The 13,584-nt window shown below is 65.2% G+C and carries 9 protein-coding genes; 8 read left to right on the plus strand and 1 reads right to left on the minus strand.

The features are described 5' to 3' along the window. Window positions 1-120: 120 nt before the first annotated feature. The 5 genes from IVB07_RS03035 (at window position 121) to IVB07_RS03055 (ending at window position 8,096) form a co-directional block, all read left to right on the plus strand. The gene (locus tag IVB07_RS03035; RefSeq protein WP_247767490.1) at window positions 121-2,445 is read left to right on the plus strand and encodes a TonB-dependent siderophore receptor; all 2,325 of its coding nucleotides are present in this window, start codon (window positions 121-123) and stop codon (window positions 2,443-2,445) included. A gap of 63 nt (window positions 2,446-2,508) precedes the next feature. Continuing rightward, entirely contained in the window at window positions 2,509-3,702 is a 1,194-nt protein-coding gene (locus tag IVB07_RS03040) for a PepSY-associated TM helix domain-containing protein (protein WP_018453059.1), read from the plus strand. A gap of 78 nt (window positions 3,703-3,780) precedes the next feature. Then, complete coding sequence (locus IVB07_RS03045; RefSeq protein ID WP_247360871.1) at window positions 3,781-5,013, plus strand: rhodanese-like domain-containing protein; 1,233 nt, start codon at window positions 3,781-3,783, stop codon at window positions 5,011-5,013. Between the two features lie 99 nt (window positions 5,014-5,112). Further along, a complete protein-coding gene (gene serA / locus IVB07_RS03050) occupies window positions 5,113-6,357 on the plus strand; it encodes a phosphoglycerate dehydrogenase (RefSeq protein WP_018453061.1) in 1,245 nt (414 codons plus the stop codon). 77 nt (window positions 6,358-6,434) lie between these two features. Beyond that, window positions 6,435-8,096: a tannase/feruloyl esterase family alpha/beta hydrolase gene (locus tag IVB07_RS03055; protein WP_018453062.1), complete on the plus strand. Its 1,662-nt coding sequence runs from the start codon at window positions 6,435-6,437 to the stop codon at window positions 8,094-8,096. Window positions 8,097-8,117: 21 nt separating this feature from the next. Here IVB07_RS03055 and IVB07_RS03060 read toward each other — a convergent pair whose 3' ends face one another. Further along, complete coding sequence (locus IVB07_RS03060) at window positions 8,118-9,836, minus strand: ATP-dependent Clp protease adaptor ClpS (protein ID WP_247337563.1); 1,719 nt, start codon at window positions 9,834-9,836, stop codon at window positions 8,118-8,120. A gap of 209 nt (window positions 9,837-10,045) precedes the next feature. On the opposite strand from IVB07_RS03060, the gene IVB07_RS03065 reads away from it, so the two are divergent. From IVB07_RS03065 to IVB07_RS03075, 3 genes are all read left to right on the plus strand, one after another. Further along, complete coding sequence (locus IVB07_RS03065; protein WP_026232451.1) at window positions 10,046-10,513, plus strand: MarR family winged helix-turn-helix transcriptional regulator; 468 nt, start codon at window positions 10,046-10,048, stop codon at window positions 10,511-10,513. A gap of 17 nt (window positions 10,514-10,530) precedes the next feature. Continuing rightward, the gene (locus tag IVB07_RS03070; RefSeq protein WP_018453065.1) at window positions 10,531-11,301 is read left to right on the plus strand and encodes an enoyl-CoA hydratase; all 771 of its coding nucleotides are present in this window, start codon (window positions 10,531-10,533) and stop codon (window positions 11,299-11,301) included. Between the two features lie 133 nt (window positions 11,302-11,434). Then, on the plus strand, window positions 11,435-13,516 hold the full coding sequence (locus tag IVB07_RS03075; protein ID WP_026232452.1) for a methyl-accepting chemotaxis protein: 2,082 nt from the start codon (window positions 11,435-11,437) through the stop codon (window positions 13,514-13,516). The last annotated feature ends 68 nt before the right edge of the window (window positions 13,517-13,584 follow it).

Genomic DNA, 13,584 nt, shown 5'->3' on the forward strand with positions numbered 1-13,584 from the left:
AGCGATCAAAGCCTAGAACCATTCAACACTAGAGCGATTCAAGGCCGCTTGCGGTTCTCTTCACGAACAACGGCTGTTAGACGCGCCAGCTTCTGCGTCTGACTTGGAAGTGAATCGAAAGTGCGTGCTCATCTGGATGGCCAGCGCGTCAGCGGCCGTCGAACTCCTGCCGGCACGAGCTGCGCAGTCCTCCTCATTGGAGCAGCCGTTCTGCTCGGCGCACCTTCCTTCAGCGCGACGGCCGCCCAAGCGCAATCGGCTCTGCCGCCGGTGACGGTCGAGGCGCCGGCACCGCGGCCGAAAGCGGCGCGTGCATCGGACCAGTCCCCACGCCGCGCTCAGACCGCCGCGCGCCAGCGCAATCGCAATCCCGCACCCGCAGCGCCGACGCTCTCGGAGCGCGCGGCCGCGGAAGCCGCCGCGCAACAGGCCGCCAAGCTCGGCTACCGCGCGATGCCGAGCGCGACCACGCTGCGCAGCGGCGCTTCGCCGCTCGATACGTCGCAGGCCGTCAACGTGGTGCCCGAGCAGGTGCTGAAGGACCAGCTCCCGCGAAACATCGACGACGCGCTGATCAACGTCAGCGGCATCACCCAGACCAACACGCTCGCCGGCAGCCAGGACGCGGTCATCCGCCGCGGCTTCGGCGACAACCGCGACGGCTCGATCATGCGCAACGGCATGCCGCTGGTGCAGGGGCGCAGCTTCAATCCCGCAGTCGAAAGCGTCGAGGTGCTGAAGGGGCCGGCCTCGCTGCTCTACGGCATCATGGATCCCGGCGGCATCGTCAACACGATCAGCAAGCGGCCGGAGCTGTACCAGCACGGCTCGGTTACGCTGCTTGGTTCGGCCTTCAGTGCTTCCAAGACCGGCGCCGACGGCTTGCTCGACATCACCGGTCCGATCGGTGATCAAGGCCTCGCCTATCGCTTCATCGGCTACAGCGTCAGCGAGGATTACTGGCGGAATTTCGGCCGCCACCGCGAGATGCTGGTTGCGCCGTCACTGGCCTGGTATGGCCAGGACACCACGGTGCAGCTCAACTACGAGCATCGCGAGTTCATCTATCCGTTCGATCGCGGCACGGCGTTCAATCCGGTGACGAAGGCGCCGCTGGCAGTTCCCACGACGCGCCGGCTCGACGAGCCCTTCAATAACACGTGGCGCACGTCGGACCTGATCCAGGCGTCGGTCGAGCACCGTTTCAATCATGATTGGAAGCTCTACGCCGGCTACAGCTACAACACCGAGACCTTCAGCGCCAACCAGCTTCGTATCACCGGCATCAACTTCACGACAGGCGCCGAGACCCGCAGCAACGACGGCACGCAGGGTTCGCTCAGCAACGCCAGCTATGGAACGTCCTATATTTCAGGCGGCTTCTGGCTCGGCGACATGCGCAATGATGTGGTGTTCGGTGGCGACGGCCAGTATCGCACCATCTACCGGGACAATCTGATCCGGCAGATAACGCCCGCCTTCAATGTCTACAATCCCGTTTACGGCCTGATCGGGCCGGGAACGACGGTGTCCAATCCAGACAGTGCGCAGACCGACAAGCTCGGCCAGTGGTCGATGTTCGTCCAGGACACGTTGCATCTGACAGAGCGGTTCGCCTTGGTCGGCGGCGTGCGCTACATGGACTACGACCAGATCGCCGGGCGCGGGAAGCCGTTTGTCACCAACACCAATGTGTCCCAGGACAAGGTGCTTCCGCTCGGCGGCGCCATTTTCAAGCTCACCGACCAGATATCGCTCTATGCGAGCTATACTGAATCGTTGAAGCCGAATTCGACCATTGCGCCGATCGGCGTCACGATCGGCTCCAACGTCGCGCCGGAAGAAGGCGTGTCATACGAGACCGGCGTCAAGTTCGATTTGAACAAGCGCATCTCCGGCACGCTGGCGCTCTACGATCTCGACAAGAAGAACGTGCAGACGACGAAGACGAACAGCGCAGGCGTGGTAGAACTCCACACCGTGGGCCGTGCCCATTCGCGCGGTGTCGAGTTGGACGTCACCGGCAGGATCACCGATAGCTGGGCCTTGATCGGCAGTTATGGCTACACCGACGCCCGCGTGACGGCATCCGAGGACATCACGCTGCTCGGCAGGAAGTTGCAGAACGTCGCGCTGAACACGGCCTCGCTCTATCTGGTCTATGACTTCGGCACAGCCCTGCCGGGTCAGCTCCGCCTCGGCGGCGGCGCGCGTTATGTCGGTGATCGTCCCGGCGATTCGATCAACTCCTTCTTCCTGCCCTCTTATGTGGTCGCCGATATTTTCGCGACCTATGAGATGAAATACCAGAACACGCCGGTGATCTACCAGCTCAACGTCAAGAACCTGTTCGACACTGTCTACTATCCCTCCGCCGTCAATAATCTGAACGTCGCCCTCGGCGACGCGCGGCGGGTCTCGCTGTCGGCGACGGTGAAGTTTTAGCGATGGGCATGTCGCGCAGGGACGCCCTTCGGATGATCGCGCCGAGCAGGAGGGCTCGCGCCGATGCGTGAGTCCTGGCGCGCGATCAAGGCCGCTCTGCTTCATGTCCATTCCATCGCGGGCCTCGTGCTGGCGCTGCTGCTCGCCGTGATCGCACTGACCGGTGCGATCATGAGTTTTGAGGACGAGATCGTCGATCATCTCAACGCCGGCATCATGCAGGTCGCGCCGCGCCAGGCACCGGCGCTGATGCCGGACGAACTGGTTGCGCGCCTGACTGCGGCGCAGGACGTCGGCAAAATCTCCGCCGTGACGCTGGCGAGTGATCCGTCCGCCGCGGTGCATGTGCGCTTCGCCCGCGACGAACGAGGCGCGCGGCCGTCCTCGCTCTATGTCGATCCCTATGACGCGCGCGTGTTGGGCACACCGGACGGCGAAGAGTTTTTCGCGACCGTGCGCAAGCTTCATCGCTGGCTGTTGATTCCCGGCGATGCCAAGGGCTGGGGGCGCCAGATCACGGGCGTGGCCGCGCTCGGCCTGATCGTGATGCTGATCTCGGGCCTCGTGCTGCGCTGGCCGCGTCGTGCAGGCAGCGTGAAGATGTGGCTGAAGCCGAATCTCGGGCTCAGTGGCCGCGGTCTGCATCGGTCGCTGCATGCGGTGATCGGCACCTGGGTCCTGCCGGTCTATCTGGTGATGACGTTCACCGGGCTCTGGTACTCGTTCGACTGGTACAAGGATGGCGTCGTCTGGTTGCTGTCGCGCCCGCAGATCGCCGCGGCGAAGATGCAGCCCAAGATGCCCACAAAGGCGTCGCGTGCTGCCGGTGTCAGCGAGACGGCACAGCCGATCGGCTTTGATCGCGCGTGGGCCGCCTTCCTGCACGAAGAGGGCGGCCGTTTCTCCAAGGCGTTGCTGACGCTGCCCGCCGGTCCGGGCACGGTGATACGGATCCGCTCCTGGGGGAAAGACTCGACCCTCGACACCACCCGTGACGAATTCCGCGTCGATGCCATCACAGGCCAATTCGTGTCTGCGGAGCGTTATTCCGATAAGACCCTCGGCGAGAAGACCATCGCGAACGTGCTCGATATCCACCGCGGCGCATTTCTGGGCTGGCCCGGCAAGCTCGCGTTCATGCTCGCGGCTGTGCTGATGCCGCTGTTCGCGGTCACCGGCGTTTTGCTTTATTTGTCGCGTCGAAAGCTGAGGCGGCTGGCGCAGCCACGGCTCGGGCGGCTCGTTCCCGGCGAATGAACGGGCTGCCGCAAAGGCTAGCCAACACTTCTGCAATCGTTCAAAAGCCCATGGCCAATCCTCGTCAGGGTTTACGCCATGAAGATCACCACCGTCACTCCCGCCGACATCCGCCGTGCACTGCTGCTCCGCGAGGAGATCGCGTTGCTTGATCTCAGGCACGAGGCTGGTTTCGCGACGGGACATCCGCTGTTCGCCGCCAACATGGCTGCCGATCGGATTGCGATCGAAGCGGACGTCAGGCTGCCGCGCAAGAATGTGCCGATCGTGCTCTATGATGACGGCGAAGGGCTCGTCACCGCGGGTGCCGAGCGGCTGGCCGCGCTCGGCTATACCAACGTCCGCGCGCTCGAGGGCGGACTGAAGGCCTGGCGCGACGCGGGCTATCAAATGTTCGAGGACGTCAACTCCTACTCCAAAGCCTTTGGCGAGCTGGTCGAGTCGCGTAGGCACACGCCCTCGTTCAGTGCCGACGAGGTGGCAAAACTCATCGCGGACAAGGCCAACATTGCCATCCTCGACGTCCGCCGCTTCGACGAATATGCTACCATGAACATTCCGGGCTCGGTCAGCGTGCCCGGCGCGGAGCTGGTGCTGCGGGCAGGACAGGCGGCACCCGATGCCGACACCACCATCATCGTCAATTGCGCCGGCCGCACCCGCTCGATCATCGGCACCCAATCGCTGATCAATGCCGGCGTGCCGAACAAGGTCCGGGCGCTGCGCAACGGCACCATCGGCTGGACGTTGGCGCGGCACACGCTCGACCATGGTGCTAACAGGCGTGGCGCGATCGGGTCGTTCGAGGGCGGCCCGGCCAATGCGCGCGACGTCGCCTATCGCGCCGGTGTCCGCCATATCGGCGCGAGCGAGATGGCTGCGCTTGTCGCGCAGACCGATCGCACGCTCTATCGCTTCGACGTGCGTGACGCCGAGGGATATGCCGCAGGCCATCTCCCGGGCTTTCGCCACTATCCCGGCGGACAGCTCGTCCAGGAAACCGACATGGCCGCACCGGTGCGCGGCGCGCGTATCGTGTTGACCGACGATAAGGGCGTCCGCGCCGACATGACGGCGTCCTGGCTCGCGCAGATGGGCTGGGAGGTCTATGTGTGGGAGGGCGGCTATGACGGCGCGCTCGAAATCGGTCCGCCGCACGTCCTGCCCAAGCCCGACCCCGCCCACCGCTACCGCCGCCCCTATGAAGGCACCGGCGTCGACGAACGCGCGATGCAGGCCTATCTCGACTGGGAATATGGCCTGGTCGAACAATTGCGTCTGGACGGGACGCACGGGTTTTACGTGATCTGACGACCGCTCCGCCATCTTCTCCCCGTATCCGAACCCTATTGTGCTGCGCATCCCCCGCGGTCTATGAGCTGCGGCGAAGCTGTGACCCACGGAGATTTCATGTCAGTCCCAGGCCGAAGCCCTGAGCGGAGCGCGAAGGCGCTGCTGCTCGAAGGCGTCAATGACAGCGCCGTGGACCTGTTCAGAACGGCGGGTTTCACCAATGTCGAGCGCCTGACCAAGGCGCTGGACGGCGAGGATTTGCGGCGGGCGCTCAAGGGCGTGTCGCTGCTCGGCATCCGCTCGCGCACCCAGATCACCGATCAGGTCCTGGAAGCGGCCGACCAGCTTCTCGCCGTCGGCTGCTTCAGCGTCGGCACCAACCAGGTCGATCTGCTGGCGGCGCGCAAGCGCGGCATTCCGGTGTTCAACGCGCCGTTCTCCAACACGCGCAGCGTCGCCGAGCTCGTGATCGGCGAGATCGTGATGCTGCTGCGGCGCATTTTCCCGCGCTCGGTGTCGGCCCATGAGGGCGGCTGGGACAAGTCGGCGACCGGCAGCCGCGAGGTGCGCGGCCGCACCCTCGGCATCATCGGCTACGGCAATATCGGCTCGCAGCTCTCGACCCTGGCCGAGGCGATCGGCATGCGCGTGATCTATTTCGACCGCACCGACAAGCTCCGCCACGGCAACACCGAGCCAGTCGAGAAGCTGGAGGAGCTGCTCGCGCAGAGCGATGTCGTCAGCCTGCACGTGCCGGAGACGCCGGAGACATCAGGGATGATCGGCGAGAAGGAGCTGCGGGCGATGAAGCCCGGCTCCCTTCTGATCAACAACAGCCGCGGCACCGTCGTCGATCTCGATGCACTGGCGGGGGCTCTGCGCGACGGCCATCTCGCGGGTGCCGCCATCGACGTGTTTCCGGTCGAGCCGTCCTCGAATTCGGACCGCTTCAACAGCCCGGTGCAGGGCCTCGGCAATGTCATCCTCACGCCGCATATCGGCGGCTCGACCGAGGAGGCGCAGGAGCGCATCGGCGGCGAGGTGGCGCGCAAGCTGGTCGACTTTTTCATCACCGGATCGACCACGGGCGCGGTGAATTTTCCGGAAGTGCAGCTGCATCTGCGTCCCTCCGGCGCGCGCTTCAGCCACGTCCATCGCAACGTGCCCGGCATGCTGCGCCGGCTCAACGAGGTCTTCCTCCAGCGCGACATCAACATCGCTGCGCAGTATCTGGAGACCTCCGGCGACCTCGGTTACGTCGTGCTCGATGCCGACCTCGGCGGCCAGGATTCAGGCGCGCTGCTCCAGCAGATCCGCGCCCTCGACGGCACCGTCGGCGCGCGGCTGGTGTTTGAGCACTAGCACTGCATTGACGAGCGGCCGCAGGGCGCCTTGAATGCGGCCTGCTGACATAACGAACAGAAACTCAGGGGGAAACGATGGCGCAAATCCATGTGAAGCTGTGCGCATTGCTGGTGGGCGCAGCGGGCGCGCTGGGCGCGAATTCCGCTTCAGCGGTGACGCTGACTGAGGATGCGGACACTGTCTGCAAGGGCCTCGTCGGCGGCGCTGACGCCGTGAAGGTGGATTCGGCGACGTTGCTGGCGCCGTCGCAACTGGCCGTCGCCGAACGCGGCCCGACGCCGTCGGGGCGCGTCACGCCCGCCAATCCCGGCTTCTGCAAGGTGCTCGGCCACATCGATCCCACCGATCCCAAGGCGCCGCCGATCAAGTTTCAGGTCAATTTGCCCGTCGAATGGAACGGCCGTTCGCTGCAATATGGCGGCGGCGGATTCAATGGCGTGCTGATCACGGGCCTGGCGCTGCCGCCGGCCTATCCCTTCGACAAGCCGTCGCCGCTCGCGCGCGGCTTCGTCACCTACGGCACCGATTCCGGTCACGAGTCCAAGCCGGGCGAGCCGCCGCAGCTGTTCGCGCTCAACGACGAAGCCTTCGAGAATTTCGCCCATCGCGCCTACAAGAAGGTGCGCGATGCCGCCGTCGCGCTGATGCAGCGCGCTTACGGCAAGGCGCCGGAGAAAATGTACTTCATGGGGTCGTCCGAAGGCGGCCGCGAAGGCCTCACCATGGCGCAGCGCTACCCTGATGATTTCGACGGCATCTTTGCTCGCGTGCCCGTCATCAACTGGGTCGGCCTGCAGCATGCCGGCACGCGTTCGGGGCTCGTGACCATGGGTGATGGCTGGATCAATCCGGCGCAGGTGAAGCTAGTCGGCGATGCCGTGCGGGCCGCTTGCGACAAGGCCGACGGCTCCGATGACGCGCTGGTGCAAGATCCCGTTTCCTGCAAGGCGGCCTTCAAGGTGGAGACGCTGCGTTGCGCGAGCGGCAAGACGGGCGATCAGTGCCTCACCGACGCACAGATCAAGGCGATCGAGACCTTGCATGCGACCTACAAATTCCCGTTCGCGCTCGCCAATGGCCTCGACGATTATCCGGGCTGGGGCGTGTCGGGCGAGGACACGCCGGCGGTCGGCCCGACCGGCGGCTGGGTCGCGTGGTGGCTTGGCACGGCGCCTCCCGCGCAGCCGCCCGCGCCCAATAATGGCATCGCCTGGATCTACGGCGCCGGCGGCATCCAATACGTGTTCGCGCGCGATCCCAAGCTCGACGTGACGACGTATAAGCCCGAAGCGCACAAGGCGCGGCTGCTCGAGGTCTCCAGCCTGATGGATTCCACCGACCCCGACCTCAGCCGCTTCCGCGCTCGCGGCGGCCGGCTGATCATGCTCGAACATATGGCGGACTACGCGCAAAGCCCCTATGCCGGCATCCGCTATTTCGAGAACGTCGAACGCAAGGTCGGCAAAGCCGAGACGGCCGAGTTCGCGCGGCTCTACACCGCGCCAGGGGTCGACCATGTCGGCTCCGGCGCGCCGGCCAATGTCGACATGCTGAGCGTGCTGGTCGACTGGGTCGAAAAGGGCAGGGCGCCCGGCGATCTGGAAGTTACCGAGCAGAAGGTCGAGGCGCCGTCGTTTGCGACGCTTCGCGCGCTGCCGCTGTGCCGCTGGCCGGCCTGGCCGCACTACAAGAGCGGCCCAGTGACGGAGGCGTCGAGCTTCATGTGCGCGCCGTAGCAGGCGCGCCACTTCGGAGCGTCACCCGGTGGCCATTGCCTGCGCGCCGCCGAGCAGCTGCGCGTTAAGCCGGCCGCCGGAGAACAGCATGTCGTCAAGCGCCTCGTCGATATCGGCCGAGATCACGGTGTTGCCGCCGTCCCGCGCGATGCTTCCTTGCGCCAGCCGCCGCATCAGCTCCTTGATGAAGGCGCAACTCGTGCCCTCGCTGCGTCGGGCAGCCTCCGCGATCACGGCCCCCTCGAGCGGCAATCCCCTGCCGTAGAGCCGGACCAGCTTGCCGCGGCCGGTCTCGTCTGGCAGCGGCACTTCGATGGCTTGATCGATGCGGCCGGGGCGACCCGCGAGAGCTCCCTCGAGGTCCTCCGGCCGGTTGGTGGTCAGGACGAACAGGATGTCGGCGTCTTCCTTCAGCCCGTCCATCTCGTTGAGCAGCTTGTTCAGCATGGATTCCTCACACGGCCCCATGTCATCGCGGTCGCGGGCGATGAGATCGACATCCTCGATCACCACCATCGACGGCTGGAGCAACCGTGCCAGGCTCATATAGGCGCCGAGCAGACCGATCTGCTCGGCCGTGATGATCAGCGTCGTATGCCCGGGCAAATGCGTTGCGAGATAACGGATCGTGTGGGTCTTGCCAGTGCCCGGCGGCCCGTACAGCAAGATGCCTTTGCGTGTCGATTGACCCAGCCGGCGCAATTGGTCTCGGGTGTTGACGAAGGTCAGAACGTTGCGATCGAGCAGCCGCAGGGTCTGCTCCGGCAGGATCACCTCGTCGCGCGCGACCTGCGGCAAGCGATGCACCGTGATGCCGCGCGAGCGACCGCGATAGTCGGAATCGGCATCGAGCGACAGGATCTTGCCGCGATAGGTCCGCGCAGCCTGTACGGCTTCTTCCAATTCACTGAAGCATTGCTGGACGAGAGCCGCGCCTGCGGAACCTGAGGGTACCAGGATTTCGATCCGAATTCCGGGCTCGCGACTGTATTCGCGGTGTGCGCAGAGCAAAACCGCATAGCGGAGATGATCCTGCTCACACAGCCACAGCCCGTTATCCAGACACTTGACCGGGCTCTTCTCGCCTACGTCGACGTCGGAATATTGCAGCGGGGCAATCGCGATCGCATAGCGGCCCTCCTTGAGCAGTCGTGGAATCGACAGCGTTTCGTAGCGCTGCTCCTCGTTCAGTCCCACCAGCCGGATGGCCTTGCCGAAGAGCCGGTCGACGGCGGCCTGGAGATCGACCCGCATGTGGCCGGGAAATTGGCGGATCGTGGTCACGAGTTTGCTGCGCGCAGTGCTGGCAAGGTGCCAATCGAGAATGTCGCATGCAAAGTCGAAATTCTCCTCTCGCTCGTTCGAGGGCTCATCCGCCGCACGCATGCATTCGCTGCACAGCCAGACCGTGCGGCTGCCGATACGAACGTCGGTCTGTCCCTCAGGCTTGCCACAGAGTTCGCAAGGACTCTTGACCGCCTCTAGCGTGACCTGCAGTTGGTGGCCGGCCAATTCGATGGATTGTTGCGCAGATTTGAAAAGGGCTTCGGCAACCGATTGCGGGTAAGGTCCGCAAACCGCTTTTTCCTTCTGCTCGATCTGGGTGATCAGCGCGGTCGCTTCACGGTCTGATTTGCCGAAAACCTGCCGAAGCAGATCCATCACGAATTGGTCCGGCGTATCATCGTCATTATGAATTATGAGCTGGGTCGGCTGGTTCTCGCCACGCATACTGTTCATCACGAAAGGCCTCCGGGACAATCTATGATTGAATAGAACGAATAGAGAACATAAAGGGAAGCGGCCGTCAAGCGTGACGGCGGCGGCTAATTGCGATTGGTGGGTGAGGTCCTGGTGCGCCGGGGCGGCCCTGTTCCTCGACGACTGCCGCGGCACATGTCCAGCTGCCGTCCTTTGACAATCTGATCCGCCTCGATTATCTATTTCGCATGCGAAATAAAGACGAGGGCGCGAGACACCATCGGTTGATCTACCTGTTGAGCGTGGCGCAGCGGCGCGTGCAGCGCTGGATGGCGGCGCAGCCTTCGAGCGAGGTCACGCCGGCGCAAGCGGGGCTGCTGTTCATCCTCGGCAAGCAGAACGGCGTCCTGATGGGTGAGGTGGGCGCGGCGCTCGACATGGGGCCGGCCGGCATCTCGGGGCTGGTCGACCGTACGGCGGCGGCTAAACTGGTCGAGCGGCGCGCGGATCACGAGGATGGTCGCGCCTGGCGCGTCTGGCTGACGCCGAAGGGGCGGACGGCACTGGCGCAGGCGAAGGCCAGCGCGGCACGGGTCAACGCGGCGTTGACGGACGGATTCACCAGTGCGGAGATCGATATCGTCGCGCGCTGGCTGACCAGCATTCAGGACAAGTTTCCAAGACAGCTTTCAACAGAGCTTTCTAGAGATCCATAGGAATAGAGGAGAGACCCATGACCGAGCACGTCCGGATCCGGAACGACGGCGGAATTCTCACGCTCACGCTGGCACGCCCCGACAAGAAGAATGCGCTGACGGATGCGATGTACGGCAAGCTCGCCGATGCCATCGAATCAGCCGAGCACGATCCGTCGGTCCGCGTGATCCTGATCCGCGGCGAAGGCGACATGTTTACCGCCGGCAACGATGTCGGCGAGTTCGCGGCGGTCGCGGCGGGCAAGTCGGAAGGAAGCCGCAACGTCGTGCGCTTCATCCAGTCGCTGGCGCGCTGCTCCCGGCCCTTGGTGGCCGCGGTGCAGGGCCGCGCCGTCGGCGTCGGCACCACGATGCTGCTGCATTGCGACCTCGTCGTGCTTGCCGCCAACGCGCAATTGTCGACGCCCTTCGTCAGCCTCGCACTGGTGCCGGAAGCAGCTTCCAGCCTGCTGATGCCGGCGCGCATCGGCTATGCGCGGGCCTACGAGATGTTCGCGCTGGGCGAGACGGTGCCGGCCAAATCCGCGCTGGAATGGGGGCTCGCCAACCGCGTCGTGCCGCTCGACAAGCTCGATGCCGAGGCGCTCGCGCTGGCGCAGCGTCTTGCCCGTCAGCCGGCCGGCGCACTCACCGCCACCAAGAAGCTGATGCGCAACGGCGAGACGCTGGTCGCGCAGATGAATGCCGAAGGCGAGCAGTTCGGGCTGCGCCTGCGCACCGCTGAGGCGCGCGAGGCCTTCACGGCGTTCGCGGAACGCCGCCCGCCGGATTTCACCAAGGTTGCGTGATATCCGGGACTGCGCTGAGGCTCGTCGGGCCGGAAACTCACGCCCATTCGATTAAAACCTTAACGGAACATTGGCATGTCGCGGGCAAGGTGGCGCTCGAAAGAATAGGCCCCCGACCCAGGCCCCCGACACCATGGCAATGTTTAAGAAATCGGTAAGTTCGCTCCTTCTGACCTTGATGGCCCTGCTGGCTGCGGGTGCGCTGGCCTCCACGGCGATCCAGATGGTTGGGGCGTTCGGCCGCTATAGCGACAGCCTCGAGACCGCGCGGCTTGCCGCGGCCGACAAGGCGATCTTCCATGGCGTGCTGGCGCTGCGCAACAATCGCGGCGATGCCCAGAGCGCGATCCTCGGCGAGGATGATCCGCGAGCAAAACTCGAGGCGGCGGAGAAGGCCGAGCAGGGCGGCTATGACGCCATCGGCGCCGCGCTCGCCACCGTCGATTTCGCCCGCCGCGACGAACTCGCTGGCACATTGAAGCAGGGCTGGAGCGCCGCCGCGCCGCAGTTCCAGCTGTTCTACGACGAGGCCAAGCGCCCGCGCGCGGAGCGCAAGATCGAGCGCACCAACTCCTGGTATGATGGCGTCACCAAGGTGATCGAAACGGCCAACCTCGCTTCCACCGCGGTGTCGAACCGCGCCTGGATGGACGACCCCTTCATCGCCCGCATGATCCAGGTCCGGCGCTTCGCCTGGCAGGTGCGCGATCGTTATGGTATCCATTGTTCGTCCCTTCGCTCCAACGTCAACGCCAGCAAGCCGCTCGACGACGCTCAGAAGCGGTCAGTGGCGCAATGGGATGGCACGATCGCCTCCGGTTGGGCGGGCATGGCCGAGTTGCTGGCCGCGCCCGGCGTGGCGGCGGAGCTGGTGACGGCAGCGGCGGACGCGAAGGCCAAGACCGACGGTGCCCTCAAGCAGATCGGCGACCTCACCAAGAATTTCGACGGCAGCGGTAAGCCCGCGATGCCCGCCGCGGAATGGAATACGCTGTGTCAGTCACCCTTTGCGTCCATCGTCGCGGTGGCGAACAAGGCGCTCGACCAGTCGATCGTCCGGGCGGAAACGGTGCAGGCCAAGGCGCTCACCAATCTCGTCGTGCAGTCGCTCGCGTTCCTGCTCGCGCTGGCCGTGACCCTGACCGGCGTGTACGTGGTGCGCAATCGCCTGATGCGCCCGGTGCGCGCCATCCTGGACGCGATCGCCAAGATCAGCGCCCGCGACTACGCGACGCCCGTCCCGCAATCCAGGTATCCCGACGAGTTTGGCACCATGGCGGCCGCACTCGAAAGCCTGCGCGAGAGCGCGGCGACCGCGGAACGCCTGGGCCAGGAGCGCGAATCGCAGCAGGCGCTCCAGCTCGCCCGCTCCGGCACCGTCGATGCGGCCTGCCGCAGTTTCGACGACACCGTGCAAGCCGTCATTCACAGCGTTGCGGCGTCGACCAAGGAGCTCGATGCCACCGCGACTGACGTCCGCTCACTGGTTTCGGAATCGAGCAGCCAGACCGCGGCGGTCTCCTCCTCCGCCGAGCAGGCCACCAACAATCTCGAGACCATCGCAGCGGCGACCGAAGAACTCTCGGCGTCCGTCGGCGAGATCTCCGCGCAGGTGCAGGCCAGCGCCCGCGAGGCCCGCGAAGCCGTGTCGCAGGCAGCGCAGACCAATGCGACGGTCGAAATCCTCGATCAGACCGCTGGCCGCATCGGCGAGGTCGTGAAGATGATCAACGCCATCGCAGGGCAGACCAATCTCCTGGCGTTGAACGCCACCATCGAAGCCGCGCGCGCGGGCGAGGCCGGCCGCGGCTTCGCCGTGGTCGCCGGCGAGGTCAAGAGCCTCGCTTCGCAGACGGCGACGGCGACGGAAGAAATCTCCCGCCAGGTCGCGGAGATCCAGGGCGCGACGGGCCAGGCGGTCGCGGCCATCCGCGCGATCGGCGGCGCGATCAGCGGCATCGACGAAAAGATGACGGCGATCGCGGCAGCGGTCGAACAGCAGCGTGCGGCCACCACCGAGATCTCCCGCAACTTCCAGCAGGCCGCGCAGGGAACCCGCGAGGTCACCGACACCATCGGCAGCGTCGCCAGGCTGAACCAGGAGACCGGCAATGCCGGTTCGGTCCTGTCGGTGTCCGTGACGAAAATGTCCGCCGACGCCGATCGTCTCCGCGTCGCGGTCGAGGGCTTTTTGGGCGCGGTGAGGACCGCATAGCTTCGACAATCTTCCGTCCTTACGTCGCGCGATCGGCATTGCCGCCGATGCGCGCGGCGGGTACATCT

It is taken from the genome of Bradyrhizobium sp. 172, assembly GCF_023101065.1.
GTDB classification, from domain to species: Bacteria; Pseudomonadota; Alphaproteobacteria; order Rhizobiales; family Xanthobacteraceae; genus Bradyrhizobium; species Bradyrhizobium canariense_D.